The organism is Caballeronia concitans (assembly GCF_001544615.1).
Classification (GTDB): Bacteria; Pseudomonadota; Gammaproteobacteria; order Burkholderiales; family Burkholderiaceae; genus Caballeronia; species Caballeronia concitans.
On record NZ_FCNV02000010.1, the window covers coordinates 173500 to 199964 of the forward strand.

Below are 26465 nucleotides of genomic sequence, written 5' to 3' on the forward strand. Positions count from 1 at the left end.
CCGTTCAGGCGCTCGCTCATTGCTCGTCATTCAATGCCCCGTAATTAGGCTATGACATTTCGTTATCAGGCAGCGCACGCCGGTGCTAAAAATCTGTGATTGCGTTTGACGTTTGCTTTATCCCGCGTATGACGGCATTCGAATGCCGCGGTGAATTATTCCTCGCGGCAACAAAAAGAGAAGTGACGGCTGTCACACATCGATGCGGATAAAACTTACTGTTTTCGTGCGTTGCGCCGCGACCGCGATTCAGTCGGTTTAGCCGCCTCGCGCCGCACAGGAGCGAAGTTTCGCAACGGAAAGTGGTGGCCGGTGAGCCGAAATGGCGAACGGCATTGCGTGCGATTTCTGACAAATTCCGACCATTGATGACGTGTCGAACTGCCCGACAAAATACGCCATTACACTGGCGCCGGTCTGACGTAGGTAAGGTTTTTATATCTGTTTTTCTTTATTCGATAAAACGGATTCGCGACGTAGTCAATGAGGTCGAACATGAAACCTGTAGCGGTTCTTGCACTGGCCTTCTTATTGACCGCCATGCTGATAAAGACTCGCAGTTGGCATTTGAAGCTGACCGGCGATAGCGACTTAGGCGGCGTGCAGAAGGTACATGCCGTGTCGGTGCCGCGCATTGGCGGCGTCGCGGTGTTCGGCAGTCTCGTGCTGTTCGTCATGATCGGGTCTTTGATCGGTGAACATAACGCCTCGATCGATCTGCTCTCCTTGCTTTTGGTGAGCTCGGTGCCGGCGTTCGGATCGGGACTCGTCGAGGACATGACCAAGGCCGTTTCACCGGCGATGCGTCTCGTGATGACGATGGTGTCGGCGCTGCTCGGCTACCTTCTGCTTGCAACGAGCGTGACGCAGACCGGCATTCCGCCGATCGACCAATTCTTGCAGTTCGCGGAGGTCGCGGTGCCTGTGACGCTGATCGCGGTGGCCGGCGTGTCGAACTCGGTCAACCTGATCGATGGCTATAACGGACTCGCGTCGGGTGTGTGTTGCGCCGTGCTGCTCGGAATCGGCGCGCTGGGCTTCATCGGGGGCGACGTGGTGATGTTCGAAGTGTCGCTCTTTTGCGTCGCCGCGATCGTCGGCTTCATGATATGGAACTTTCCGTTCGGAAGAATATTTCTTGGCGACGGCGGCGCGTATTTCGCGGGCTTCCTCGTCGCTGAACTTGCGCTCCTGCTGGTGAGCCGCCATCACACCGTGAGTCCGTGGTCGATGGTGTTGCTCATGGGTTATCCGGTCACCGAGACACTGTTCTCCATTGCACGCCGCCGTTTCGTGACGCGCACGCGCGCAGCCGAACCGGATGCACAGCACTTGCATCATCTGGTCTACCGCTGGATTGCGATGCAGCCGTGGTCGACCGACACGCGGCTCGGCGATCTGCGCAATCCACTGACGACGGTCGCGTTGTGGCTGCTGAATGCGGCCGCCGTTCTGCCGGCGGTGTACCTGCGCGATGACGAAATCGGCACGATGCTGTGGCTTGGCGGCTTCGTGGTGGTCTATTGCGCGCTCTATGGCTCGCTGTACCGCGCAGGCTCGCTGGGTGCCGGGTTCGTGCAACGTCCGTGGATCGAGTTGTGATGGCAAGCGCGATCCGCGCAGGCGTCGCGAGACCGGTCACGCCGGGCATCCTGTTCGATTTCTCCGGTATTCGGACGGGCGGCGGCGTGCAACTCGCGCTGAATTTTCTCGACAGGGTGTTCGCGCGCGAATGGCCGGGCGTTCGCCTGTTCGTGTTGCTGCCCGACTCGGGCGAACTCGCGCGTTATCCGTTGAAGATTCCGGCTTCGCATCAGTTGCATTGCCCGTCGCAGGCGCTGAGGCGTTTGTGGTTCGAGCGCACGACGTTGCAGTGGTTCATTCGCGCGAATGACATCGTCGTCATCAAGACGCTGTTCGGCGCGGGCCTGCCGCATGGTCCGAATGTCACGAGCGTGGTCGGGGTCGCCTATCCGATCATCTGCTACCCGGACTCACCGTACTGGCATTATCTGCCGTGGCGCGCTGCCGTGCTTCAGCGGATCAAGAACGCGGCACGCCGACGGCGTCTTCTCGCAGCCGACGAAGTGATCGTCGAAACGCTGGTGATGCAACGTCGCATCGCCGCGCATTGCCGGCTCGAGAAGAGCCGGGTCCATGTGCTGCCGCCCGCGCCGTCGGATTACCTGAGTCCGCCGCCGCGCGAACGTGCCGGCGCTGCGCCGCTCACTTTCCTTTTTCTGAGCGGAACGTCGCCACACAAGAACCTGTGGCGTCTGCCGGCCGTGGCGAATCATCTGCTAAACGCGGGCATGTCAGGGCGATTCCGCTTTCTGGTTAGCTGCGACGCGCGCGCGTTTGCAACGCAACTCACTGGTCATGCATCGGCGGCTGCGCATTTCGACTTTCGCGGCGCGGTGGCTTCGCGCGATATCCAGTCGCTGTACGACGAGTCGCATGTGCTCGTGAATCTGAGCGACCTCGAAAGTTTCAGCAACAACTATATGGAAGCGTGGAAGGCGAACGTACCGCTTCTCGTCAGCGACCGCGATTTCGCACGCGGGATCTGCGGCGAGAGCGCGATCTACTGCGAACCTCACGATGCCGCTCAGATCGCGAAGTGCATGCTCGAATTCATACACGGAAATATCGATACCGCGCGTCTGGTGGCGAACGGCGCAGAGCGTCTGCGTCGCCTGGGAAGCCAGGACATGCGCATGGACAGGATTCACGCGAAGCTGCTGTCGTATGCCGCAGGCCGCGAGGCATGGTGCTCATGATGCGCGCCTGTCGGTATGCGTTGGTGGTGAGCGTCGAGACGGTGCTGGTGCTGTTGTTCGCACTGCCGCGCCTGCGTAGCTGCAATGCGTTGAAGGCGCTCGCGTTGCGCGTGCTCGGCGCGCGCATCGGACGGCGGACGGTGTTTTACCCGGGCGTGTGGATAGCGCCGGGACGCAACCTCACTGTCGGCGACGACGTCGATTTCGCGCTCGGCGTCGTGGTGACGACAGCCGGCGGTGTGGAGATCGGGGATCGTGTGCTGATCGGGTATCGCACGCAGATCCTGTCGACCAATCACGTAATTCCGCCTCTGCCGGGCACGGTGTTTTCGAGCGGACACGTGGGCCGGCGCGTGACGATCGGTGCGGATGCGTGGATCGGTGCGAATTGCATCCTGCTGCCGGGCGTGACGGTCGGTGCGGGCGCGGTGGTCGCTGCGGGAAGTGTTGTTACTAAGGATGTCGAAGTAAATGCGATCGTCGGCGGAAACCCCGCGCGCGTCATCCGCATGAGGAGCTGATTCGCGCATGGCGGCGCTAGGTCATTCAACGTAAAGCCCGTTGTTGTTCAACCTGTCGGACGAGTATCGATGATCAGGAATATTTTGGTCGTATGCACGGGCAATCTCTATCGCAGCCCGATTGCCGAGGCGTTGCTGCAAGCGTCATTGCCGGATTGCGAAGTGCGTTCGGCCGGGCTGCACGCCGCGCTCGGCACGCTCGCGCCGGCCGTTCTCAAGGACATGTTCGCGGCGCAAGGTTTGTCCCGTCCGCATTGGGCGCCGTGGCAGATCGGCGCTGCGGACGTAGCGCGCGCGGATCTGCTGCTTGTCATGGAGGCAGCGCAAAAGCGTGAGCTCGAAAAGCGCTTTCCGGCTGCGTCGGGGAAGACGTTCCTTTATGGCGCGTCGGCGGGCGGGGATATCGAGGATCCGCACGGCGGCAGTGTCGAGATGCTCCGAAACTGTTTCGAGCAGATCAGGTCGTGTGTGCCCGGCTGGGTGAAGCGCGTCGATGCGCTCAATGGAGCGCGCCAGCATGACTGAGCCGAAAGTCGAACGCTTTTTCCTGCCGACCGAACAAGGACTCAAGCTCTCCTATTATCTGGACCTCGTGCTGTCCAACAAGGCGCTGATCCTCGTCACGACGGCGGTGGTCGTGCTGTTCGGCGCCGTCTATCTGCTGATCGCGCCGCCGACCTACGAATCCAACCTCGTGATACAGGTGGAAGACAAGTCGGGTGGATCGAGCAACCTGCTCGGCGATTTGTCATCGGCGCTGCAACTGAAGGCGGGCGCGCCGGCCGAAATGGAGATCATCAAGTCGCGGCTCGTGGTCTCGGCGGCCGTCGATAAGCTGCGGCTCTACATCGACGCGCGCCCGGACATGTTGCCCGTGGTCGGCCGCTGGCTGCAGGCGCGGCCGGGTGCGAACGCAACGCTGAGCGAGCCGCGTTTCGGTTTGCCGGGCTATGCATGGGGCGGCGAGACGATCGATGTGGACCGCTTCAACGTGCCCGGCGAACTGGAGGGCAAGCGCTTCACGCTGACGAGTCTCGGCGCGGGACGCTATCGGTTGAGGAGCGAGGGCGGCGACATCGACGCCACGGGCGAGGTCGGCACGCCGCTCGTCGTCGCCGGCGATCTCGGCACGGTGGAACTGAGCGTGACGAAGCTCGTTGCCCGCGCCGGCGAGCGATTCGAATTGCATCGCTATTCGCGGCTCGACGTCATCGACAGGTTGCAGCGCGATCTGACGGTGCAGGAGCTTGGCCGCGAGTCCGACGTGATCGGCGTCACGCTGACTGGACGCGACCGGCGCAGGACCGCCGAGGTGCTCAACGCCATCGCCGACGAATATCTCGCGCAGAACCTTGCGTACCACGCGCTCGAAACACGCAGGACCATCGACTTCCTGAACGGACAACTGCCGCGCCTGAAGCAGCAGCTTCAGCATTCCGAAACAGCCTTCAACACGTATCGCAACCGTTACGGCACGATCGACCTGGCCGAGCAGACCAAGCTGCTGCTCGAGCAATCGGTGGATGCGCAGACCAAGCTGCTCGAATTGAGGCAAAAGCGCAGCGAACTCGATCAGCGCTTCACCGGGCTGAATCCGGCGATGGGTGCGCTCGACAAGCAGATTTCCACGCTCGACCGACAACTCGCCGGTTTCCAGCAACGCATTGCCGATCTGCCCGCGCTCGAGCAGCAGCAGGTCACGCTGGTGCGCAACCTGCAGGTCGACACGGACCTGTACATGAATCTGCTCAACGCGTCGCAGCAGCTCAACATCGCTCACGCGGGCAAGATCGGCAGTGTGCGCGTGGTCGATTACGCGGTCGCGGCGGAGCGTCCCGTCAAGCCGAAGAAGATGCTCGTGATGGTATTCGCGGTCATCGGCGGTCTTGGAATCGGCATGGCGCTGGCCTTCCTCAGATGGGCCGTGTTCGACGGTGTGCGCGATCCCGGCTCGCTCGAAGAATCGGTCGGCCTGCCGGTCATCGCGCAGATTCCGCGCTCGACGAAACAGCGCGCGCTCGATCGCACGTCGGAGGGCAGTGCGGTTCTGGCCCAGCGCTATCCGAACGAACCGGCCATCGAGAGCGTGCGCAGTCTTCAGGTCGCGCTTCAGATCATGATGCTCGAACCCGGCAAGGGGCTGATCCTGGTCACGGGACCGAGTCCGGGCGTGGGCAAGTCGTTCGTATCGCTCAATCTGGCGGCGCTGCTGGCTGCCTCGGGCGAGTCGGTGGCGCTCGTCGATTGCGATCTGCGGCGCGGACGTCTGCACAAGGCGCTCAGTCTGGACAAAGGCCCGGGCCTTTCCGAACTCTTGCGCGGCAAGGCCGAACTGGATCGCGTCATCCGCAAGGGCGGCACTGTGCTGCCTGACTTCATCGCCTGTGGCGACTATCCGGACGGACCGGCCTATCTGCTGATGTCGCCGCGCTTCGCAGAAGTGCTCGCGACTTTGCGCGCGCGCTATCGGTACGTGATCGTCGATACGCCGCCCGTGCTCGCGGTCGCGGATTCCGCGATCGTCGGCGGCCACGCGGACCTGTCGCTCATGGTGGCGCGCGAAGGCGCAACGTCGTTGAGCGAACTCGAGCATTCGATTGCTGCCCTGAAGCAAGGCGGCATTACTCCGCACGGCATCGTCTACAACGACATGGACATGCGGCGCGGCCAATACGGCGGCCGGCGACGTTACGTCGGCTACTACAACTACGGAGAGCAGAAGTGACTACTCTGGATCTCATTCCTGATGCTTCGGAAGATGCGGTGTCGAGCACCGAAACATCGACTTACGACGCCTGTGTGATCGGGCTCGGCTATATCGGACTGCCGACGGCGGCCATCGCGGCACAGCGGTCCATCCGCGTGCTCGGTGTCGATATCGATGCCCGCGTGGTCGATGCGGTGTCGCGCGGGACCATCCACATCGAGGAGCCTGGACTCGCGGAGCAGGTGGCGCGCGCGGTCGAACGCAAGATGCTGGACGTGGCGCGTGCGCCGCAGCCTGCCTCGGTATTCCTGATCGCGGTGCCCACGCCGTTCAAGGACGACCACTCGCCCGACCTCCGTTACGTAGAGAGCGCCGCGCTGTCCGTCGCGCCCGTGCTCAAGAAGGGCGATCTCGTGGTGCTCGAATCGACGTGTCCCGTCGGCGCGACCGAGCAGATGTGCGAATCGCTCGCGCGGGCGAGGCCCGATCTCACGTTCCCGAAGAAGGGGGACAGTGCGACTCCGGACGTGTTCGTCGCTTACTGCCCCGAGCGCGTGCTGCCGGGCCGGACGTGCATCGAGCTGGTGAAGAACGATCGCGTCATCGGCGGCATCACGCCCGCGTGCGCGCATCGCGCGGCGGCTTTCTATCGGCGCTTCGTGGAGGGCGATTGCGCCGTGACGGACGCGCGCACGGCCGAACTGTGCAAGCTGTCGGAGAACAGTTTTCGCGACGTCAATATCGCTTTCGCCAACGAGCTTTCGCTGGTCGCGGCACGTTTCGGCGTGGACGTCTGGTCGCTGATCCGCCTGGCGAACCGGCACCCGCGCGTGAATATTCTCGAACCGGGGCCGGGCGTGGGCGGACACTGCATCGCGGTCGATCCGTGGTTCATCGTGAGCGGCGCGCCCGACGAGTCGCGCCTGATTCGCACCGCGCGCGAAGTCAACGACTACAAGCCGCAATGGGTGCTGGAAAAGGTGCGTCGCGCGATCTCGGGTCATCGCGTGAAACACGGCGGCGAGACTGCACGCATCGCGGTGCTGGGTCTCACGTTCAAGCCGGATGTCGATGATCTGCGTGAAAGCCCGGCCGTCGCAATCGCGGACGCGTTGATGCGTGAACCCGGCTGTGAGTTGCTGATTGCCGAGCCGCATATCGAAACGCTGCCCGACGAGTTGCAGGGGCCGAACGCATGGCTCGTCCAGCCCGAGGCGGCAATCGCGATGGCGGACGTGTGCGTCGTGCTGGTCAAGCATCGTGCGTTCCAGTCTATCGAGCTTGCTGCGTTGACGGGCAAGACGATCGTCGATACCAAAGGCCTGTGGCAATAACGTGCGAAGCATTCGAGTCCCCACTCTCGTGCGTGCGGTGATCGCGCGCGCCGCGCCGCTCGGGAGGATTGCCGGCTGGAGCGTGGGCGGCGCGCTCGCCAGCCGCGTGGCGGCGCTCGTTTCGGCGGTGCTGCTGGCACGTATCCTGGGGCCGGCGCACTACGGCGAATACGCGCTCGTCATCACCACGGTCACGGCGGTGGCGAGTCTCTCGACGAGCGGCCTCGGCGTGGCCGCGAGCAAGTATCTCGGCGACTTTCATGGTTCGATGGCGAGTCGCCGCGACTGCGGCGTCGCGGTCGTGGCGGTCTATTCATCGGGCTATGCGGTGCTCGCCTGCGCTTTGCTTGCATGGGCCGCGCCGTGGCTGGCGAGGGAGCATTTTCATCATGAGAGACTGGCCGGCGCGCTTTTGCTCGGCGCATTGGCCGTGGTGCCGGCCATCGTGCAGGGCGCGGTGCAGGGCACGTTATATGGGCTCGAACGCTTTCGCACGAACGCGTGGATCGCGAGCGCCTGCGCGTTGTCGCTCGCCTGCACGATGCCGTGGTGCGCGTGGCTCGCGGGCATCCCGGGTGCGCTCGGCGCGCTGGTAGTCGTGACGGCCGCCTGGAGCTGCTACGGCGCACGCGTCGCATGCGCGGGGATCGATTGGCGCGGCGCATGGCGAGCGGGCTGGCGAAACAGCGAGACGTGCCGTTTTGCGACCGTGAGCACGCCGATCGTGCTGAGCGCGCTGGTGATGGCGCCCGTGAACTGGCTCGCGCTCTCGCTGCTCGCGCGCACGCCCGCTGGTCTCGCTCAGGTCGGGCAGTTCAATGCGGCGTATCAATGGTATATCGGTCTGACATTCATCCCGGCGGTGATCTCCGGCACGGTGCTCCCGGCACTCGCTCGCATGCGGGCGTCGGGCGATGGGCACGGTTTTGCGTCACTCACGCGACACAGCATCGTCACGAACGGAATCGTCGCGTGTGTGTCGTCCCTCGTTGTCTGGCTCGCCGCTCATCGGCTGATGACAGTGTATGGTCCGGCTTATAGCGAGGCTGCGCCGCTGTTGCGCTGGCTGGCAGTCGCGGCCGCGGCCAACGGACTGAACGCGGCAGTCGGCCAGATCATGACGGCGAGCAACCGGCTGTGGTTCGGCCTTCTCGTCAACCTGCTATGGGCTTGCACCTATCTCGGCTTTGCCTGGTGGCAGGTGCCGCGAACGGGCGCATTGGGACTCGCGCAGGGGCTCGTGGTCGCCTACATATTGCACACGCTGATTCATCTCGGCTGCCTGCGCAGGCATCTGCGTGAAGCGGTATCTCCCCGGCACGAAGGACGCCCGGCATGAGCGGCGCTGTTCTTATCGACGCAATCAGTCTCGCTTGCACGCTCCCGTGGTCGGTATGGCTCTTCAAGCGCGACCGATTCTGCGGCTTCTTCGCGCTGGTGGCGATCTACTATGCGTTCCTGATCCTCACGTTCCATCTCGGCGGCGTCTTCATTCATCAGGAAGGCTTCACCGGCAAGATCTATCAGATCGACGAACGCACCTTCGTCCAAGTGAGTCTGTATGCAGCCGCATTCAACGTCCTATTTCTCGCGGTGCTTTCGGTGCGTGTGCGGCCGTTCGCGATGGCGCGCAGCGACACGGCAATCGATCCGAGCCTGCTGACCAACATCTATTTCGGCGTCTTCATGCTCGGCGCGGTGGTTTATTTCTTCGAATCGAGTTCATTCGATTACGCGGGCTACGTGTCTTTTCGCGGTGTCGCTTATGGATGGGTATTGCTGATCGTCGGGACATCGTGTCTCGTCACGGCCTACATGCGCCGCAATTACGTCTATCTGGTGACCGTGCTGCTAATTTACGGCTACTTTTGCGTGAAAACCGGCGTGCGCTCGTTCCTGCTCATGCCGCTGATGCCGCTCGCCATCCTTGCGCTCGCCAATTCGGAGCGCAATCTCGGAAGGAAACTCGCGGTATACGGCGGCGGTCTGCTGGCGGCCGCGCTCGCGCTACTGCTGCTGCGCTCGAGCGGCGAACTCGCGCTGCCCGAGATCTTCCTCGTACACGGCTTGCACGTGGTGTTTTATTCCTATGCCGGCAATGGCCAGCATACGGTGTCGCCGCTTGTCGGTTTCGCAATGGGATTCATCAATTTCTTCGCGAAGGCCGATCTCGAATCGTACGATCCCGCGATCCGGTTCGCGCAGGACTTCTTCGGTTTCACGACACCCGACGGTTTCTATCACATGCCGTTCACCTGGTATGCCGATTCATTCGCCGCGCAAGGCCAAATGGGGGTCCTATACGGCGTCGTATGGGCATTAGTGATTCGTGGGCTCAAATGGATCGTCTCGCGCGATCCGCTCACGTTGACCGCGTTTCTTCCGCAAGCGTGCTGGGTGGCCTTCTTCGTGATTCGCGGCGCAGCTGCCAATTCGACCAACTCGATCACCACCGCGCTTTGGCTCTCGATCACACTGTATGGATTTCTAAAGATCGCGTCCGCCGGTGCGATGCAACGCGCGCGTTAGCAAAGCGGTCCCATGACGTCGCTTCCTCTATACCCTGAACGGCTCTGGCTTTCATGAAACGAATCGCTGTCATTCTTGCTTCGTCGATCTACCTCGCCCTCGCCGGCTGTGCGCTCGCGCCGGGCATGCGTTTCGATCCCGATCCGGCTACCGGGACAACGGCGCAAACCAGCGAGGTCGATGTGAACGGACAGCACTACGTGTTGCTGCCGCTCACGGTGGCGGGCGCGAACGCCGTGATCGCACCGCCACCGCGCCCGGCTGCGAGCGAGTCGGCAGAAGACGTCGCTCAGACGGGCGGCGGATATCAATACCGAGTCGGCGTCGGCGATGTGTTGCATGTCGTCGTTTGGGATCATCCCGAGTTGAATAATCCCGGTATCGGCGTGCAGTCCGGGTCCGCGAGTCAGTTCGGGAGCGCGCAATCGCTCGCCGCGCAGACGGTGGCGACGTCCAATGGCGGCGATGCGCTCGGCCGGGTCGTCCAGGCGGACGGCACGATTTACTACCCGTACATCGGTGCGCTGCATGTGGCGGGCAAGTCGGTGCCGGATATTCGCCGCAAGCTGACATCGGGCATTGCGCGGTACGTGCGCTCACCGCAGCTCGATGTGCGCGTAGTGAGTTTTCGCAGCCAGAAGGTGTACGTGACGGGCGAAGTCAAGCAGCCCGAAGTGGTGCCGCTCACCGATGTGCCCATGAACGTCGCCGATGTGATCGGGCTCGCCGGAGGCGTGACGCCCGAGGCGGACCTGTCCGGTGCGACGCTCACCCGGGGCCAGCGGCAGATTTCGATCGACCTTTACCGCCTGCTTTATCGCGGCGACATGCGCAACAACGTTCGGCTCGTCGATGGCGATATCGTCGACGTTCCGAACCGCCGCATCAAGAAGGTGTTCGTCATGGGCGAGGTCGCCAAACCCGCCTCGATACCGATGCCCACCGATGGACCCTACACGCTCGCCGAAGCGCTCAACGACGCGGGCGGGATGAACCCGCTGACGTCGAACGCGCGGCAGTTGTATCTCGTGCGCGCGAGCGGGCCGGGCACGACGACGGTGTTTCATCTCGACTGTTCGTCTCCCGTTGCGGTGGCGCTGGCCGATCAGATCGCGCTCTCGCCGCGCGACATCATCTATGTCGACGCGGCGAGCGTGACGCGCTTCAGTCGCGTGGTGTCGCAGTTGCTGCCGTTCGCAGGCGGTCTCGCCGACATCAAGACGCTCGGCATGTAAACCACACGACGTATCGTCGACATTCGCAAGGGAACACGTCATGGGACTCATGCGCCGTCGCTTTCTGTTCGGCTCGCTGGCGGGCGCGGTAAGCGCATCGGCTGTACCGGCCGTTGCGGATGCGCCGAAGACCGACGCGCTGTCGGGCGATGCGCTGTCGGTGTACCGCTTCGGCGCCGTGGGCGACGGCGTGACCGACGATACACAGGCGGTCCAGCGCTGCCTCGCCTATGCGGCGCGCGCACGCTGCCGGCGTGTGATCATCGGCGCGAATCATGTGATTACCGATCTCGACCTGACGTGCCTTTATTACGGTGGTCTCATCATCGAAGGAACCAACACCACGCATCAGCCGGGGCCGAACCATGCCAACTTCATCGTTCGGGGCAGCACGTCGCAGGGACTCGACATCTCCGGCACGTCGGGACTCGTATTGCGCAACCTGACCTTCGCGGGCCTGCGGTCGGACGCACCGCGCTGCGCGATCTTCGCGTCGCGTGTCGCCGGTTCCAACGAAAGCTATGGGCATTCGTTCGAAAACGTGCGTTGTTATGGCAGCTACACGCGCGCGGCGGTGTACAACTATGCGGGCGAGGTGTGGAGCTTTCGACAGGGCGACTTCCGCAACGATAAAGGTGCGGCGACCCTGTACTTCACGACAAGCAATTCGCTCGGGCTCGTGTCGAAGTTCCGCGAGACCGATGCGCGCGTGCGTCCGCTGACGGTGACTTCCATCAGCAACCTGACCGTCTATCACAGCGCGCGCGATGGTTCGGCGATCTGGTTCGAGCAGGATCGTGGCACGCCGCCCGATGCCACCGTGCAACAGATTGCGATCGAGCATTGCTACGTCGTCGCGCGCGGACATGCACGTGCCACTTTCAGGTTCTCCGACATCGTGGGTAATGTGCGTATCGTCGCCTGTACCGACGAATCGTTCGCGCGTGCAGACGCGGACGCGGCAGCGACTTGCATATTAATCGACGGCACGCGCACGTTACGTGGCATGGCGCTAGAGGACAACGTGTTCTTTCCGCGCATTGCCGTGATCGAGGCGCGCGCGCCGGTGCGAGACTATCGCGCGGCGCAGAACTACGTCTGGAACAAGCCGCGCTTCTGGCGTTTTGCGCAACTGTCGAACGCAACGCACGCGACGCTGTTCGGCAATGAGTTATTCATCGTCACCGGCCGCGCAGAGCGAGTCGTAGTGAGTTCCGCCGATCGCGAAACCGACGCGAACAACGTGCACGTGCAGCGGACGCGTTGAACTGATGCCGCCACGTTTTGCGGAGTGGGGCGCAATTGGTGTTCAGATATAGCTATTAATTGAGTCAGTTTGTGCTTGTCACTTACTCGGCAGAAACTCACTCTCCTGACGTTTGCTGACCGATTCTGACGCGTCACACGGCGTGTCCGAGACCCGCACTTACACTTGCGATGCCCAGTCTGGAGACCATCGCAGCGTGCACGCAAGTTATCGAATATTCCCGGCAAACGCGACAGCGCTCGCAGTGGGAGTGATATTCATCAACTCCGCTCAGGCGGCCGCCGGCCCCGCGCTGAGTCCGCTCGGTCAGGCAGGCGGCCTCGTCATTCCCTATGCGTTCGCGTTGCCCGAAGGAACCGTAGAGGCGCAGTACAACAACTATCTCGATCCTCGTTACGGGAAGCAGGCGACCGGCGCGCAAATGTACTGGGGGGCAGTCGGCCTGCTGCCTTATGTCGAAGTGTCCGGTGGTCTCGCCAACTATACGGGCAACGAGCCCGCGCCATTTTCCGGCGCCGATCACTTCGTGTTCCGGCATCTGATGGCGGATATAAAAGTGCAGGTGCCACAGTTCTTTCGTTATCAACCGGCGATCGCATTCGGCATGACGGATGTCGGCGGGCAGACGCATCATTTTCGTTCGAAGTACGGCGCCGTGTCGCAGAGCTTCGGACCGGCGACGCTCACCATCGGTTACGGGCAGGGCGAGCGACTCAACGGGTTGTTCGGCGGTGTGCAAGTGGAGCTCGGGCAAACCGGCCTTTCGCTGCTGGCGGAAGATGATTCGAAGACGCCGTATGCGGGACTTCGATATCAGTCTCCGGGTATTACGTGGCTCGGCGGCGCGAGCATGGTGGGCACCGTGTTGCGCTCGCTGCGTTCGACGAATGGCGTCGCGCCGCGCACGTCCTTTTCTGTCGGCGTACAGATTCCGCTCGGGCATCGTTTCGATCCGACGCCTGCCGCGCAGGGAACGTCGAGCGACGCGCCCATGCCTGAGAACGCGCATGCGTTCGCTGACGTGAGTCCTTCTGAGGCAGTGACGCAGCCGTTCCATGCAACATCGCGCTCGCGTGTGCGCGGTGAATCGGACGGGCCGTTGAAGACGACCGCCGCGCCATCCAATGAGTCTCTCGCCGAACCGGCTGCGCTCGATGCGATTGCCGCGCAGTTGTTCGCGAGCGGACTCGAGCGCGTGCGCGTGGGCGTCAGTGGTCAGGATCTGATCGTCGAATATGAAAATCATCGCTATAACCAGAATGAAGCCGATGCAGTCGGCATCGTTCTCGGCGTGGCGAGCGAGCACGCACCGGCAGGCGTGCAGCGCATTCGTGCGGTAATCAAGAAAGGCAACCAGGTCATGGGCGAACTGGCTGTCGATCTCGATGCCTATGCGCGGTTTCTCGCGAGCGGCGCACCCGGTAGCGTGCCCGCGACCATGACCATGCGAACCCGTCCCGGCTACGACGCGGACGCCATCGCATGGCATGGCGATGAACACCGGCATGGACTGACACGTATAGAAATCCAGCCGGTCGCGAACTACCTGTATGGCACGGAGTACGGCAACTTCGATGCATCGATCGGGGCGAAGGTTATCGGCTATGTGCCGCTATGGAAGGGCGCGGAACTCGTCGCCAGCTATCTCGCGCCGCTCTATCACACGGCGAACATGGATAACGGCCGCGCATACGGGGCTTATCGCCTGCGCGGCGGCGTGACCGATGTGGCGTTAGCTCAAAGCTTCTGGATTGCGCCGCAAGTATTCAATGTGCTTGCTTTGGGTAAGTTCGATCGTCATTACGTGGGCGCGGAAAACGAAACGACCATGTTCGTGCCGGGTCGTCCCGACATCGTGCGCTTGCGCCTCGCGTATCTGCATCAGCAGCCGGGTGAAGACCAGTTGGGACGCGCAGTCAACGCTGCGCTCACGTACCGGTGGATTCAGCCCGCCTGGAAACTGTGGATCGAAGCGGGTGCCGCGCGATACGTCGGCAGTGACAAAGGGCCCCTTATCACGTTCACGCGATGGTTCGACGATGTGTCGTTCAGCGTGCATGCCGAGCATAGCGGCAAGGGCAGCTATGCAGGCGCCGCAATCAGTTTCCCGCTCACGCCGCGCCAGGGCATGAAGCCCGGAATGACGCAGATCGATGGCGCTTCCCAGTTCGCGCTCGATTTCCGCACGCGAGTAGGTGGCATCAATTACGTGAACGCCAATGCGCCGACGAATCTCGACTTTGCCTATAGCACGCAGGGGTTGTTGTTGAATGGGGGCCGCTTCAGCGCGGAATACTTCGCGACGCAACTCACTCGAATGCGCGACGCGTATCGGCGGTTTGGCATCGATGCGACCGGCAAACCGGCTGCGCCACAAGCACGCGTGGATGCGCGATCGCAACGCAACGTATCTGCGCCCGGCGCGACAGGGCCGCGAACGGTGTGCGCAAATTTCTATCGGGCAGTGGGCGATAAGCCTCGACAGCTCGATGCTTGCAAGTGACTTCTTTTTGGAGGGATCGATGAAATTGTTTTGCCTGCGCGCAAGACGCGCTTTTTGCCTCGGGTCGATTGCCGTCGCCATCAACGTATTGACGGCTTGCGGCGGTGACAGTGGTTCATCGCCGAGCGGAAATATCAACGGCACCGCCGCGATTGGTGCGCCGCTCGGCGGCGCTGCGATTCAGGCTACGTGCAAGAACGGATCGGGGACGACGACGGCGAACGCCGCGGGCGTCTACAGCGTGACCTTCCGGTTCGACGGGCCTTGCACGTTGACGGCGACAAGTGGCAGTGTCGTTATTCACTCGGTGGCGGCGGGACCCGGCACATACAACCTGACGCCGCTGACGGAACTGTTGGTCGCCTATCTGGCCGCGCAACTGGGTACGACGGTCAACGGGCTGCTAACGGGGATTCAGAACAATACGTCGTTTCAGAGTGCGCTCAGCAATCGCACGGTGTTGACCAACGCCGAAGCGGCCGTCGCGCAGATCATCAAGAAGCTGTACGGTGTGAATCTGTCGTCCACGGCGTTCCTGTCTACTGCGTTCGTGACGGGGCAGCCGGGCATCGATGCTGATCTCGACAAGTTCGCAAGCATGGGCGCGATCGATGCCACCGGCAAGCCATCCACCGCGCTGCTGAATGCCGCGATCGCTGCAGGCGCAGCGGCGCCCATTCGGGGAACCGGAGGCAATCCTACTGGCGGAACCGGTGGCACTGGCGCGACGTGATCGGTGGCGATGACCCTTCGCTTCATCGCGGCATGGCGTCGGATCGAATAGTGCGGTTCGACGCCATGCCGTTGAACGGCCCGCGCCTTTAGAGAGCGCTGCGGTTCGACTGGCCAGGCATTCTGACGATACTTGACCGGTCAGGGACCTTAGAATCGTCGCAGTTCTTCGACGAGGAGAGGAACGATATTCCGGCGCGCCACAGCGCTACACATGTCGTTGAATAATGATGTAGCGCTGAATCATTCTTCCACGAAGAGCATCGGATGGCTTTCCGTTAAAACTCAGAAAGACGTCCTTGCTGAGTGCGCAGATGCGATCGTGCTCGCGGCGACGAGATCGTTGTTCGAATGCTCGATGGTGGCCGGAACTGTCTCTGCTGCTTCATTGCGCTTTCGATATTCCGTCGGCGTTGTCGAAAGATGCTTGCGGAACAGCTTGGCCAGATGGCCTCCGCTCCCGATACCGCAGTGACGCGCGATCTTGTCTATCGGCAGGCGCGTCTCGACAAGCATTCGGCAACTCATATTCAGTCGGGCGTACAACAGATAGTCGGACGGAGTCACGCCCATTTCGCTTTTGAAACGCCGCAAGAAGTTCCGTTCGCTCATCGACGCGATCTTCGCCGCATGTTCCATCGAGACGGATCGGCCAGCGTTCTCTTCGAGCCATCGCGCAGAGGCGTTGATCTTTTCGCTGACGTTGGTGTCCGGTCTGGTCGGGAAGAAAGCGTCAGAGGGTGTTTCGCCTTGTGGCGTCATGGATCTTACGATGCACTGCGCCAGGTCTGCGCCCAGATCTTCGGTGACGATATCCAACGCCGCACGCACGGGTCTCATGCTCTCGTCCAACAGCCGAGGGGCTGTCTCGCGTTTGACGGTGTCGACGCGGCCTGCATGGTCGACGCGGCTTTCGTTTGCCTCGGCGGCGTCGCACAAGAGGCGGCCCTCGGCAATAGGGTGAACAGTCGTGCTGACACGGCATGCCTCGCGCAACCAGAGAAGCAGACGGTCGTCATGCAGGGCGCGATGAGCGCCGATTCCACCGGCGATAAACAGCCTGTCCATCTGACGCTGCGCGCGATGTGACTCGACGCCTTCCGTCCACACATACACTGCGGAGGAACTCGCGATACGTCCGCCGGAAGTCGAGATCAGAGAGACATCGTATTCCGGCAGGGAACCGCGGTATCGTGCCGTCAACGCATTGGCTTTGTGAAATATCTCTATGACTGCGGCCATGTCCGGAAGCGAAAATCCATCGAACAGCACGATGTCGACGAGGTTGATATTTTCTCTTTTTGTAAGTGTTCCCCGCTCAAACACGTCTGGCCGCGGCATGGTGCAAGTCAACTCCATCGTGCTTCCCCGAAAGTATGTTTGGGCGCGTAGTAAGGCACTTTCTTCGTAATTATGAGGTTCATTGCACACATTCAGCAGCGAGCGATTCGTGAATGGCTGAATGAGCCAACATATTGACTGCGGAAGTCAATCGTGGCGGTGTTCGAGCCGATTGCTATGAATCAAGAGCGTATGCGCAGTGAATGCGGACACTGACACAGTCCTGACGAGGCTCCAGAAACGCTATGCGTCAGGAGGAAGACTTGCCGCCGACGCTTCCTTGTGTGTGCCACGGTACGCTGTAGGCGTCGTCGAAATGAATTTGCGGAAGAGTATGGACAGTTGTCTTCCACCGCTAAAGCCACATCGCCGTGCGATCTCATCGACGGGCAAACGCGTCTCGCGCAACAGCCTGCAAGAGAGATTGAACCGGGCGCGCAACAGATAGTCCGATGGCGTCATGCCGGTCTCACTCCTGAAGCGTCGCAAGAAGTTGCGTTCGCTCATTGCCGCAGCTTCCGCTACGGCATCAATAGAGATTCGTGACGCGACGTTTGCGTCCATCCAACGCACCGCAAGCTTGATGTTGTCGCTTGAGGGCCGGTCGGAGAGTGGGTCGGGCAATAACCCAGAAGCCGCGGGGCGATGGGTAGAAAGCGAAAGCGAGATCAGTTTAACGATGCTCGCGCCGACATCTTCCTCGACGATACGTAATGCGGTGAGCGCTGCGGGCGGTGCTTGCGCAAGGGCAGTATAGGTTTGTCGGAGCGATGCATCGCCGCTGATAGCTGAAGGGCCTGCAATCGAAATGCCAGTCGCTTCCAGCAGGCATCGTCCCTCTGCGATAGGTTCTATCCGCGTGCTGCACGATTGTTGATGTCGTAACCAATCGACAATGCGCACGTCCGTGCATGCTTCGTGCGCCTTTGGGCCTCCGGCGATGAAGATGACCTCTCTGTCATCCGCGGGCCGGTGAACATCCAGGCCTTCCGTGGACACGAACACTGATGATGAACTTGCAATGCGCCCGCCCGCGGCCGAGCGCAATGTGACTTCATAGAGCGGAGGGCGTTCCGGAAGGCTCGCAATGAGCGAATTCGCTTTATGAAATACTTCAACCACTACCGAAACGTCCGGCAACGCAAAGCCGTCGAACACCAGAATATTTGCATGCGTTAGCGGTCGTATAGCCTTGCTCTGCTGCAGCGAGGCGCAATTATGAGCTTCCATTGCACGTTTGCTTCCGACACCTCGAAAGCGTCGAAACTGATTATTTCAACAGTGAGTTCTGCGCGCCATTCACAGCACGACAGCGAAATGATCGAAGGAACCGGACGTGAACAATGCAGCGGCCGGCAAGATCAACTGACAGGAATCGCGATTCTATAGGAACATTTGCCCGGTGATCGCCGTTGCGTTTCGTTTTCATGCAGAATTTATTGCCACGTTGATCCCGAGGAAAGATGCGTTGGGAAAAGAGAACATTCGTACCATTGTCGATGCTGCGTGCGAGACAACAGGCTCGAACGTGGGCGCGAGAAGCAGGAAGAGCGAAGAAGACGCCAACGCAATGAACGACGTGATTTTCTGGGACTATGAACAACAGACATCGGTACTAGGGCGTGACATCGCTCTTACTAAGGAACCGTTGCCGCCATGCGACGATTACTTCGACTAGCGGAATACCGCATGGCGCATAGAAAATAGACAAGCAAAACCGCCACCGTATAAGTCACTGACCGCGCCGAAAACATGAGTAGCACAATGGCAAGCCCGCATAAGCTCAATTCCACGGATGCTGGCACAGCGTAACCCGCATTCGGCCGATACTCTTCCATTCGCGTACCGATCAATATCAGCAACGGAATCAGCACGACCACCATATGGACCGATTCGATGACAGGCGAAGCCGCCAGCATCGTCGCGGTTGATAGCGCGTAATCGATACGACTGTCTCTGGCACGACGCCAGACGAGATAGCAAGCAAGAAGACAAATTGCCAAGCCGAACAGCGTCGAAACCAGATTGATCGCCTCGGCGGACATTGGCGCAATTCGCCTCGAGTATGTTTGCAACACGCCTTTTATCGCGCTATTGAATGGTGCGCCGCCTATACGAGCGAATACAGCGTTCAGGCGCGGAAGATCATGCACGTAGTATCCGATAACGACTTGCCAGCCCGTCTGTAAGGCCGTGTACCACGCGAGCACGATCGAGACTACAAACGTAGATATCAGAACGCGCCACTCTTTGCGCACTAGTAACAAGCCGGCGACAGCAAGCGGCGTGATCTTGAAAGCGATCGCCATTGCAAGAAAGAATCCGGCGGCGTAGCGGTTGCCTCGCTCGATGAGGAAAAACGTGGCGGCAAGCATCAGAAACAGCAGAGAATTGGATTGTCCCCAGTAGATATCATCGACGATAGGACGGCATAAAAGCACGATTGCGACGAGCAGCACATAAACGCTTCGGCTGTGCCCACGATAGGCGATGCTGAGCGTCAACGCACATGCGATCACGAACGAGCACATCGATATGAGCGACCAAATTGTCCGCGCTGTCGACATATCCCAGAAGGCCAACCATTGGAAAACCGCCGCGAACTGAGGCGGATAGCCATAGAAATTGGCGAGGGTGAAATGCGTGACTCCGGCGTCGCGAAGGAAAGCGACGAGGTGTCCCCGTTCATAAAGCGCCCACGACTCTGCCGGGTGCTTGAGAAGCACGAAGAAGGCGTAGTAGTAGTTCTGAAAATCGCCGACCCATTCGACACCGCGCGCGACCGAGTCCCTGACAAGATGCGGGACGCGAGCGATCAACATTGTCATGCTTAATACGATTAGCGCGACCGCTAGAAGGGACAGATTTGGAGTACGGAATTTCCGGGCCGGCATCGACTTCATGACTTGTCCTCCGATGTGGCGTTGCACAAAGACGGAGTGTAGTCATGCGAAACAAGACGAAAACGGTTTTTACAATTTATTTGCGCGTAGGAAAATACGTCAGTGTAGTGAATGCAATGCTTGCTTGAGAACGCCTGTTCAGAAAGTCATGGCGCGCGGCGGATCCTAGTAAGTAAGTTCGGACACCAAACCAGCACGAATTTCGCGAAACGCGACTCCGCGTAGCCTTTACGAAAAACGCGAGACCCAGCGCTTCAAAGACGTCATTCTTCGACGCTCACGCAGCGAAACCCGGCATAAACATACTGATAATGCGCTTGAAACCAGTTACGGAAACTCGGCCTTAGCATGCACGCCGCCGTGCGCGGCGAACCGCCCTTCATGACGAAGTGCTTGCCGTCGAAGAAATTCGCCGAATAGCCGAGATAAAAGGGGAACGGTTTGAAACCATCGAGCGGACCGAATTCCGTCGATGTCCATTCCCAGCCGTTGCCGAACTGTCCTTCTACGCCGAACGCGCTGCGATTCTCGGGATGCGCCTGCACCGGCGTCGGGTCCCAGCGGCGAAAATCGAAGTTGCCCTCCGCGACGTGCGGCGCGCCGATTGCCGCGCGTTGCCACTGCGCTTCGGTCGGCAGCGCCTTGCCGGCCCATCGCGCGTAGGCGCTGGCTTCCGCGTAGCTCACGTACACCGGCCAATCCAGCGGAAGCGCGATCTCTTCGAACATCGTGCGCAGCTTCCAGCCGGAATCGTCGGCAGCATCGTCGCCGGGAATCCAGAACGCCGGATGCGCAATGCGATGCCGCTCTTTCCACGCCCAGTCGTCATCGTTCCAATGAGCGCGATTCCAGTAACCGCCGGCGTCGATGAAGCGCAGAAAATCGCGGTTCGTGACCATGTAACGGTCGATCTCGAACGCCGGCACGTCCACCCGCATCTCGCCAAACTCGTTGTCCCAGCCGAATCGTCCGCTCTCGCGCGCGAGGCCCAGCGTGGCCGTTCCAGCCGGCACGCGCACCGTTTCATGCGCGAGCGCGCGCGCCGATGTCCGCTCGGATGCCGCGTCGACCGGCGCGATTTTTCGATCGATCGGCAATTGATGCAGCATGTACGCGAGCGTTTCCGCATGCATCAGCCGATGCTCGATCGCCACTTCGAGCAGCTTCGCGGCCGGTTCATCGGCGGAAACAGGCTGTGCGACGAGCTTGATCGGATCGAAACGCGCGTCGATATCCGCGCGCACTTGCGCCTTGTAGGCACACACTTCGTCGAGCGAAGGCCAGTCGGCGGGCTGATCCGTCGGCAGTCCGCCGTCGACGGGATCGATGCCGAACGCGAAAAGCCGATCGTAGGCGGGATTGATGTCCGGCAAGTCGAACAGGCGCTTGTCGAACAGATTGCGGTCGAACGCCTCGAGATGCCCGATATAGAAAACGATGCGATGCCGCTCGGCAATCGGCCGATCGTAAAGATGCTCGGGTTTGACGATATCGAAGAGTTCGTCGGTCACGCGGCGCGCTTCCGCGAGACGGTCGAGCAGAGGATGACGCAGGGAAGGTTCGCGATTCATTTCGCTCTATCTCCGGTGCAAGCCGAAAGCATTGCATATCACCGGAGCCGGCGTCAAAGCGCCCGCGCCGGTGCATGAAAAAGAGCGAGAGAGTAGCGAAGTCCGTGCCAAGCGGCGTTTGTTCATGCACGGCGAACAAACGACCGCGTGTTCAGGTGAAAGTCAAATGCCGCGCAAGCCGTCGAAATCGCAGATTCGGATGGACTTGCCCTGCGCCTTGATGAGGCCGAGCTTGTCGAAGCGCGACAGCGTGCGGCTCACCGTTTCGAGCGTCATGCCGAGATAGCTGCCGATGTCGTCGCGCGTCATGCGCATCGTGAATTCCGCGGTGGCGTAGCCGCGCCGTGCGAGCCGCGCCGACATGTCGAGCAGCAGGCGCGCCACGCGCTCGTCCGCGCGCAGCATGCCGAGCCGCACGACGTGGTCCGCCTCGCGATTGATCGCCTGACTCATCATGCGATGCATGCGCCGCTGAAGCGCGTCCGTTTCGCGGCACATGCGCTCGAACAGCGCGTAAGGCACGACGCACACGGAGCTGTCTTCGAGCGCGACGGCGTCGCAGGTGTGATGCCCGTCGCCGATGCCATCGAGACCGAGCGCATCGCCCGCAAGCAAAAGACCGGTGACGCGCTCGCGTCCGCCGTCGCGGGTGCCGTCGTGCGTGACGACCGTCTTCAGCGAGCCGGAGCGCACGGCGTAGAGCGAATCGAACGTGTCGCCGGTGCGGAACAGCGCATCGCCGCGCCGGATCTTGCGCGTGACGGAGATGATGTGTTCCAGCTTGGAGACGTCTCTGGCGCACAGACCTTCGGGCATGCACAGATGGCGCATTGCACAGCTGGAGCAGTGTGCCGCTTGCCGCCGGGTGGGAGTCGGATCAGACATGGCGAGCTCGGTTTCTTGATGAATGACAAATTGATTGTCCCATAGCCCGCGACACCGACCGCGCGAAAAAATGCCGCGCCCCCGGCGCTTGCACAACTTTTACATCACGCGGTAATAGCGTCGCCTTCGATGGCTGCCGCCGATGGCACCAACAGCACCGGCAAGGTGGCCTGACGCAGACAACGCTCCGCAACGCTGCCGAGAATCAGCCGCTTGAAGCCCTTGCGGCCGTGCGTGCCCATGACGAGCAGATCGGCGTTGAACGCGCGCGCGGCGCCGATGACGAGCGACGCGACGTCGTCGCTGGCGGTGGCATCGACGGTCACGACATCGCCCGCGACGCCGCGCGCCTTCATCGCGTCGGCGGCTTCGCGCGCGACCATCGCGCCCTGTTCGCTGAGGCCTTTTTGCAGCACGGACGGATCGTAGCCGGGGACGTCCAAGAACATCGGCCCGCTTTCGACGACGTAATACGCCTGGACGACGGCCTGATGCGTGACGGCGAGATCGAGCGCGGCTTCGAAGGCGCCTTGCGACGTGCGGCTGCCGTCGATGGCGACGATGATGCGTTTGAACATGGCGTGTTCCTCTCCGGGTGGAATGGTCGAGCATATCGCGGCGATGCGGCCTGAACGCACATCCACGATGCGGCAATTTTGCGATGAGTCGATCTGTCGCAGGCGACGCCGTACAATCCGTGTTTCCACTGACTCAGCGCCCGCTTAAGACAGCCGCATGACCGACGACCGCATGACCGAACCCCAGCCGCACGCGCTCGCGTTCCGGACCGCCCTTTACGCGATGCTCGGCATCGGACTCGTCAACATGCTGGTCGCGCTGGATCAGACCGTGGTGAGCACGGCGCTGCCGTCGATCGTCGCGGAATTGCACGGTTTCGAGTATTACGCGTGGATCGCGAGCGCTTACTTGCTGGCGTCGGTCGTCACGGTGCCGGTGTTCGGGCGGCTCGGCGATTACTTCGGCCGCAAGCGGTTTGTCATCGCGGCGGTCGTGACGTTCACGGTCGCGTCCGTTCTGTGCGGGCTCGCGCCCAACATGCTGTTCTTGGTGCTGGCGCGCGGACTGCAGGGCGTCGGCGGCGGGATGATGGTCGGCACCGCGTTCGCCGCGATTCCCGATCTTTTCCCGGATCCGCGCACGCGCGTGCGATGGCAGGTCGTGCTCGCGGCGGCGTACGGCATCGGCACGGCGGCGGGGCCGTCGCTCGGCGGATGGATGAGCCAGCATTGGGGCTGGCGCTCGACGTTTCTCATCAACCTGCCGGTCGGCGCGGCGGCGCTGTATTTCATCTGGTCGCATCTGCCGAACCTGCACCGGCCGCGCGAGGGCGGCGTGAAAATCGACTGGCTCGGCGCCGCGCTCGTCGCGCTGGTGCTCGGCGGCTTTCAGGCGCTGATCGAGTCCGTGCCGAAGACGGGTTTGTCTGCCGGAAACATCGGGCTCGGCTGCGCGGTGATCGTCGGCGCCGCGGCGCTTCTCGTCTGCGAGCGGCGCGCGACGCATCCGATCATTCCGCTCGACATCTTCCGCGATCCGCATCTCGTCACGCTGTTCACACTGTCGTTTCTCGCGGGCTTCGTCATGTTCTCGCTGATCTTCTTCGCGCCGCTCCTGCTGCAAGGCGGCTTCGGGCTGTCGCCGCAGGACGCGGGTCTGCTCGCGACGCCGATCGCCGCGTGCATCGCGCTCGGCAGCTTCATCAATACGCGCATCGTCATTCATTTGCGCAAGCCGACGCTGATTCTGACCATCGGCTTTTCGCTCTTGCTCGTGGCGTCGGTGGCGCTGTCGTTCGCGCGCGCATCGACGCCGCATGTGTGGATCGAATTGCCGATGGGCGCCGTCGGCATCGGACTCGGCTTCGTGCTGAACAACATGAACGTGTTCGGGCAGGAGATCGCGGGGCGCGAGCGCTTCGGCATCACCACCGCGCTCTTGCAATCGACGCGCATGGTGGGCGGGATGCTCGGGACGAGCATCGTCGGGACGATCGTCGCGCATCACTACGCGAGCGTGGTCGAGCGGACGATCAGCGTGCTCGGCGCGAGCGCATCGGCGCAATGGCAGCCGCGTTTCGCGGACCCGCAAATTCTCGTCGATGAAGCGTTGCGCGATACCTTGCTGCGCGATCTCGGCGCGGCGGGCCTCGATGCGTCCGCGCTCTTCGACGCCGCCCGCGACGCGCTCGTGCAATCGGTGCATATCGGTGTGATGCTGACGGCGGTGGCGGCGCTGGTGGCGACATTGCTGGTGCGGCGGATCGGGCATATTACGTTCCGGAAGGTCGGGAAGGCGTGAGGCGGAAAGTGCCAGCGTCGTCGCGCGTTCTTGGGGGCTGAAGGCGCGACGCCGGACGCCTCTTTGCGGAACGCTTCTCCCATCCGCGAGTCACTTCGCAAAAGCGCGCACCGTTGCGGCACACGCAATGCGTCGCCGCTTGCCGCATCCTGCCGCCCGCCGCGCGGGCAGCGTCACCAGCACGGAGGAGGAGTCACCATGAAGATCACCGGAGAAATGTTGATCGGCGCGTCGGCCGTGCGGGGCGCCGACGCCACGCTCCGCGCGTTCGATCCGGTTCGCAACGCCGACCTCGATCCCGTGTTCGGCGGGGGCGGCGCGGCGGAAGTGGCGCGGGCCTGCGAACTGGCCGACGCCGCCTTCGATCCGTATCGCCACGCGCCACTTGAAACGCGCGCGCAGTTTCTGGAAGCGATCGCGGACAACATCATCGAATTGGGCGATGCGCTCATCGAGCGCGCGCAGGCCGAATCCGCGCTACCGAAGGCGCGGCTCGAGGGCGAGCGCGCGCGCACCGTCGCGCAGTTGCGCATGTTCGCGTCGCTCGTGCGCGAAGGGCGATGGCTTTCCGCCACGCTCGATTCCGCGCAGCCGGATCGCAAGCCGCTGCCGCGTCCCGATTTGCGCTTGCAGAAGATTCCGATCGGACCGGTCGCCGTGTTCGGCGCGAGCAACTTTCCGCTGGCGTTTTCGGTGGCGGGCGGCGATACGGCGGCGGCGTTCGCGGCGGGCTGTCCCGTCGTCGTGAAGTCGCATCTCGCGCATCTCGGCACGTCGGAACTCGTCGGGCGCGCGGTGCAGAAAGCCGTCGCCGATAACGCGCTGCCCGAAGGCGTGTTCTCGCTGCTGGTCGGCGCGGGCAACGCGATCGGTGAGGCGCTCGTCGCGCATCCGGCAATCAAGGCGGTGGGCTTCACCGGCTCGCGGCGCGGCGGCCTCGCGCTCGCCGATATCGCGTCGAAACGGCGCGAGCCGATTCCCGTCTTCGCCGAAATGAGCAGCGTCAATCCGGTCTTCGCGCTGCCGGGCGCGCTCGCCACGCGCGGCGATGCGCTCGCGGCCGGCTTTATCGATTCGGTGGCGCTGGGTGTCGGACAGTTCTGCACGAATCCGGGCCTGCTGTTCGCGCTGGCGGACCCGAAGCTCGACGATTTCATCGATCAGGCGACGGCCGCGCTCGAGAAGAAGGACGCGCAGACGATGCTCACGGCGGGCATCGCGGCGGCGTATGCCGACGGCATCGCGCATCGCGACGGTTCGGGCGCGCAGCGCATCGCGTCGGGCAAGGAGAACGGGGCGGCGAGCGGCGCGTTGCCGGCGTTGTATCGCGTGAATGCGGCGCAGTTTCTCGCGACGCCGCAACTCGCCGATGAAATCTTCGGCCCGACATCCGTGATCGTGACCTGCGAGAACGAGGATGAGATGATCGCGGTCGCGCGCCAGCTCGAAGGCCAGTTGACCGCGACGCTTTTGATGGACAACGACGACATGGAGCTGGCGCGGCGTCTGATGCCGGTGCTCGAACGCAAGGTCGGGCGGATTCTGGCGAACGGCTTTCCGACGGGCGTCGAGGTTTCATATGCGATGGTCCACGGCGGCCCGTTCCCGGCGACATCCGATAGCCGTTCGACGTCCGTCGGCGCGATGGCGATCGAACGCTTCCTGCGGCCGGTCTGTTATCAGGACTTGCCCGCGCCGCTGTTGCCGCAGGCGTTGGCGGATGATAATCCGCTGAATCTGTGGCGGTTGCGGGACGGGGAGCTCGGCCCTAACTGAGCGCGGGTTTTATCTGCCATGCGAATATGTGACGTTTATTCGTTTCACAAATAAACTGCATT

Annotated in this window: 21 protein-coding genes; 15 read left to right on the forward strand and 6 right to left on the reverse strand. The window is 62.0% G+C overall.

Annotated features, from left to right (window positions below; all coding sequences use genetic code 11):
* Positions 1–567 precede the first annotated feature (567 nt).
* The 12 genes from AWB72_RS21135 to AWB72_RS21190 all read left to right on the forward strand — a co-directional run bounded on the left by AWB72_RS21135 (position 568) and on the right by AWB72_RS21190 (position 15609).
* Positions 568–1602 (forward strand): MraY family glycosyltransferase, encoded by a 1035-nt coding sequence (locus AWB72_RS21135; protein WP_052449860.1) that lies wholly within the window; start codon positions 568–570, stop codon positions 1600–1602.
* Positions 1602–2780 (forward strand): glycosyltransferase family 4 protein, encoded by a 1179-nt coding sequence (locus AWB72_RS21140; protein ID WP_040050326.1) that lies wholly within the window; start codon positions 1602–1604, stop codon positions 2778–2780. Before AWB72_RS21135 ends, AWB72_RS21140 begins: the two co-directional genes overlap by 1 nt.
* Complete coding sequence (locus AWB72_RS21145) at positions 2777–3301, forward strand: acyltransferase (protein WP_244285699.1); 525 nt, start codon at positions 2777–2779, stop codon at positions 3299–3301. Before AWB72_RS21140 ends, AWB72_RS21145 begins: the two co-directional genes overlap by 4 nt.
* A 69-nt stretch (positions 3302–3370) precedes the next feature.
* Positions 3371–3826, forward strand: coding sequence for an arsenate reductase/protein-tyrosine-phosphatase family protein (locus AWB72_RS21150; RefSeq protein ID WP_040050327.1), 456 nt, complete (start codon positions 3371–3373; stop codon positions 3824–3826).
* Positions 3819–6026 carry a GNVR domain-containing protein gene (locus tag AWB72_RS21155; RefSeq protein ID WP_040050386.1) on the forward strand — a complete coding sequence of 736 codons (2208 nt, stop codon included), beginning with the start codon at positions 3819–3821 and terminating at the stop codon, positions 6024–6026. The genes AWB72_RS21150 and AWB72_RS21155 overlap by 8 nt, the downstream gene beginning before the upstream one ends.
* A gap of 38 nt (positions 6027–6064) precedes the next feature.
* Positions 6065–7342 carry a UDP-N-acetyl-D-mannosamine dehydrogenase gene (gene wecC, locus AWB72_RS21160; RefSeq protein WP_087128667.1) on the forward strand — a complete coding sequence of 426 codons (1278 nt, stop codon included), beginning with the start codon at positions 6065–6067 and terminating at the stop codon, positions 7340–7342.
* Positions 7343–7370: 28 nt separating this feature from the next.
* On the forward strand, positions 7371–8681 hold the full coding sequence (locus AWB72_RS21165; RefSeq protein WP_040050329.1) for an oligosaccharide flippase family protein: 1311 nt from the start codon (positions 7371–7373) through the stop codon (positions 8679–8681).
* Complete coding sequence (locus AWB72_RS21170) at positions 8678–9871, forward strand: hypothetical protein (RefSeq protein ID WP_040050330.1); 1194 nt, start codon at positions 8678–8680, stop codon at positions 9869–9871. The genes AWB72_RS21165 and AWB72_RS21170 overlap by 4 nt, the downstream gene beginning before the upstream one ends.
* A gap of 53 nt (positions 9872–9924) precedes the next feature.
* Positions 9925–11106, forward strand: coding sequence for a polysaccharide biosynthesis/export family protein (locus AWB72_RS21175; protein ID WP_052449863.1), 1182 nt, complete (start codon positions 9925–9927; stop codon positions 11104–11106).
* Positions 11107–11146: 40 nt separating this feature from the next.
* Positions 11147–12373 (forward strand): hypothetical protein, encoded by a 1227-nt coding sequence (locus AWB72_RS21180; protein ID WP_040050331.1) that lies wholly within the window; start codon positions 11147–11149, stop codon positions 12371–12373.
* Positions 12374–12623: 250 nt separating this feature from the next.
* Complete coding sequence (locus AWB72_RS21185) at positions 12624–14876, forward strand: YjbH domain-containing protein (protein ID WP_244285700.1); 2253 nt, start codon at positions 12624–12626, stop codon at positions 14874–14876.
* Positions 14863–15609, forward strand: coding sequence for a carboxypeptidase regulatory-like domain-containing protein (locus tag AWB72_RS21190; RefSeq protein WP_244285701.1), 747 nt, complete (start codon positions 14863–14865; stop codon positions 15607–15609). The genes AWB72_RS21185 and AWB72_RS21190 overlap by 14 nt, the downstream gene beginning before the upstream one ends.
* Positions 15610–15893: 284 nt before the next feature.
* On the opposite strand, the gene AWB72_RS21195 is transcribed toward AWB72_RS21190, so the two are convergent.
* Both AWB72_RS21195 and AWB72_RS21200 read right to left on the reverse strand, forming a co-directional pair.
* Positions 15894–16949 (reverse strand): GlxA family transcriptional regulator, encoded by a 1056-nt coding sequence (locus tag AWB72_RS21195; protein WP_244285702.1) that lies wholly within the window; start codon positions 16947–16949, stop codon positions 15894–15896.
* Positions 16950–17192: 243 nt separating this feature from the next.
* Positions 17193–18179 carry a GlxA family transcriptional regulator gene (locus AWB72_RS21200; RefSeq protein ID WP_084592852.1) on the reverse strand — a complete coding sequence of 329 codons (987 nt, stop codon included), beginning with the start codon at positions 18177–18179 and terminating at the stop codon, positions 17193–17195.
* A gap of 172 nt (positions 18180–18351) precedes the next feature.
* Between AWB72_RS21200 and AWB72_RS21205 the strand changes: the two genes are divergently transcribed.
* The gene (locus AWB72_RS21205; protein WP_084592854.1) at positions 18352–18627 is read left to right on the forward strand and encodes a hypothetical protein; all 276 of its coding nucleotides are present in this window, start codon (positions 18352–18354) and stop codon (positions 18625–18627) included.
* Here AWB72_RS21205 and AWB72_RS21210 read toward each other — a convergent pair.
* From AWB72_RS21210 to AWB72_RS21225, 4 genes are all read right to left on the reverse strand, one after another.
* The gene (locus AWB72_RS21210) at positions 18587–19852 is read right to left on the reverse strand and encodes a glycosyltransferase family 87 protein (RefSeq protein WP_040050333.1); all 1266 of its coding nucleotides are present in this window, start codon (positions 19850–19852) and stop codon (positions 18587–18589) included. The genes AWB72_RS21205 and AWB72_RS21210 overlap by 41 nt on opposite strands.
* A 263-nt stretch (positions 19853–20115) precedes the next feature.
* Complete coding sequence (locus AWB72_RS21215) at positions 20116–21423, reverse strand: SUMF1/EgtB/PvdO family nonheme iron enzyme (protein ID WP_040050334.1); 1308 nt, start codon at positions 21421–21423, stop codon at positions 20116–20118.
* A gap of 162 nt (positions 21424–21585) precedes the next feature.
* The gene (locus AWB72_RS21220; RefSeq protein ID WP_084592864.1) at positions 21586–22308 is read right to left on the reverse strand and encodes a helix-turn-helix domain-containing protein; all 723 of its coding nucleotides are present in this window, start codon (positions 22306–22308) and stop codon (positions 21586–21588) included.
* 104 nt (positions 22309–22412) lie between these two features.
* On the reverse strand, positions 22413–22886 hold the full coding sequence (locus tag AWB72_RS21225; RefSeq protein WP_040050336.1) for a universal stress protein: 474 nt from the start codon (positions 22884–22886) through the stop codon (positions 22413–22415).
* A gap of 223 nt (positions 22887–23109) precedes the next feature.
* On the opposite strand from AWB72_RS21225, the gene AWB72_RS21230 reads away from it, so the two are divergent.
* Both AWB72_RS21230 and AWB72_RS21235 read left to right on the forward strand, forming a co-directional pair.
* Complete coding sequence (locus AWB72_RS21230) at positions 23110–24627, forward strand: MFS transporter (protein WP_040050390.1); 1518 nt, start codon at positions 23110–23112, stop codon at positions 24625–24627.
* Positions 24628–24825: 198 nt separating this feature from the next.
* Complete coding sequence (locus AWB72_RS21235) at positions 24826–26403, forward strand: aldehyde dehydrogenase (NADP(+)) (RefSeq protein WP_040050337.1); 1578 nt, start codon at positions 24826–24828, stop codon at positions 26401–26403.
* The last annotated feature ends 62 nt before the right edge of the window (positions 26404–26465 follow it).

Excerpts from the sequence above, each read along its gene's own strand:
- AWB72_RS21220 (WP_084592864.1), bottom strand. The coding sequence starts at position 22,308 with ATGTCTGATCCGACTCCCACCCGGCGGCAAGCGGCACACTGCTCCAGC.
- AWB72_RS21190 (WP_244285701.1), top strand. The coding sequence starts at position 14,863 with ATGCTTGCAAGTGACTTCTTTTTGGAGGGATCGATGAAATTGTTTTGC.
- AWB72_RS21180 (WP_040050331.1), top strand. The coding sequence starts at position 11,147 with ATGGGACTCATGCGCCGTCGCTTTCTGTTCGGCTCGCTGGCGGGCGCG.
- AWB72_RS21175 (WP_052449863.1), top strand. The coding sequence starts at position 9,925 with ATGAAACGAATCGCTGTCATTCTTGCTTCGTCGATCTACCTCGCCCTC.
- AWB72_RS21230 (WP_040050390.1), top strand. The coding sequence starts at position 23,110 with ATGCTCGGCATCGGACTCGTCAACATGCTGGTCGCGCTGGATCAGACC.
- AWB72_RS21215 (WP_040050334.1), bottom strand. The coding sequence starts at position 21,423 with ATGAATCGCGAACCTTCCCTGCGTCATCCTCTGCTCGACCGTCTCGCG.
- AWB72_RS21155 (WP_040050386.1), top strand. The coding sequence starts at position 3,819 with ATGACTGAGCCGAAAGTCGAACGCTTTTTCCTGCCGACCGAACAAGGA.
- AWB72_RS21210 (WP_040050333.1), bottom strand. The coding sequence starts at position 19,852 with ATGAAGTCGATGCCGGCCCGGAAATTCCGTACTCCAAATCTGTCCCTT.
- AWB72_RS21150 (WP_040050327.1), top strand. The coding sequence starts at position 3,371 with ATGATCAGGAATATTTTGGTCGTATGCACGGGCAATCTCTATCGCAGC.
- AWB72_RS21195 (WP_244285702.1), bottom strand. The coding sequence starts at position 16,949 with ATGCCGCGGCCAGACGTGTTTGAGCGGGGAACACTTACAAAAAGAGAA.
- AWB72_RS21145 (WP_244285699.1), top strand. The coding sequence starts at position 2,777 with ATGATGCGCGCCTGTCGGTATGCGTTGGTGGTGAGCGTCGAGACGGTG.
- AWB72_RS21235 (WP_040050337.1), top strand. The coding sequence starts at position 24,826 with ATGAAGATCACCGGAGAAATGTTGATCGGCGCGTCGGCCGTGCGGGGC.
- AWB72_RS21200 (WP_084592852.1), bottom strand. The coding sequence starts at position 18,179 with ATGGAAGCTCATAATTGCGCCTCGCTGCAGCAGAGCAAGGCTATACGA.
- AWB72_RS21170 (WP_040050330.1), top strand. The coding sequence starts at position 8,678 with ATGAGCGGCGCTGTTCTTATCGACGCAATCAGTCTCGCTTGCACGCTC.
- AWB72_RS21140 (WP_040050326.1), top strand. The coding sequence starts at position 1,602 with ATGGCAAGCGCGATCCGCGCAGGCGTCGCGAGACCGGTCACGCCGGGC.
- AWB72_RS21225 (WP_040050336.1), bottom strand. The coding sequence starts at position 22,886 with ATGTTCAAACGCATCATCGTCGCCATCGACGGCAGCCGCACGTCGCAA.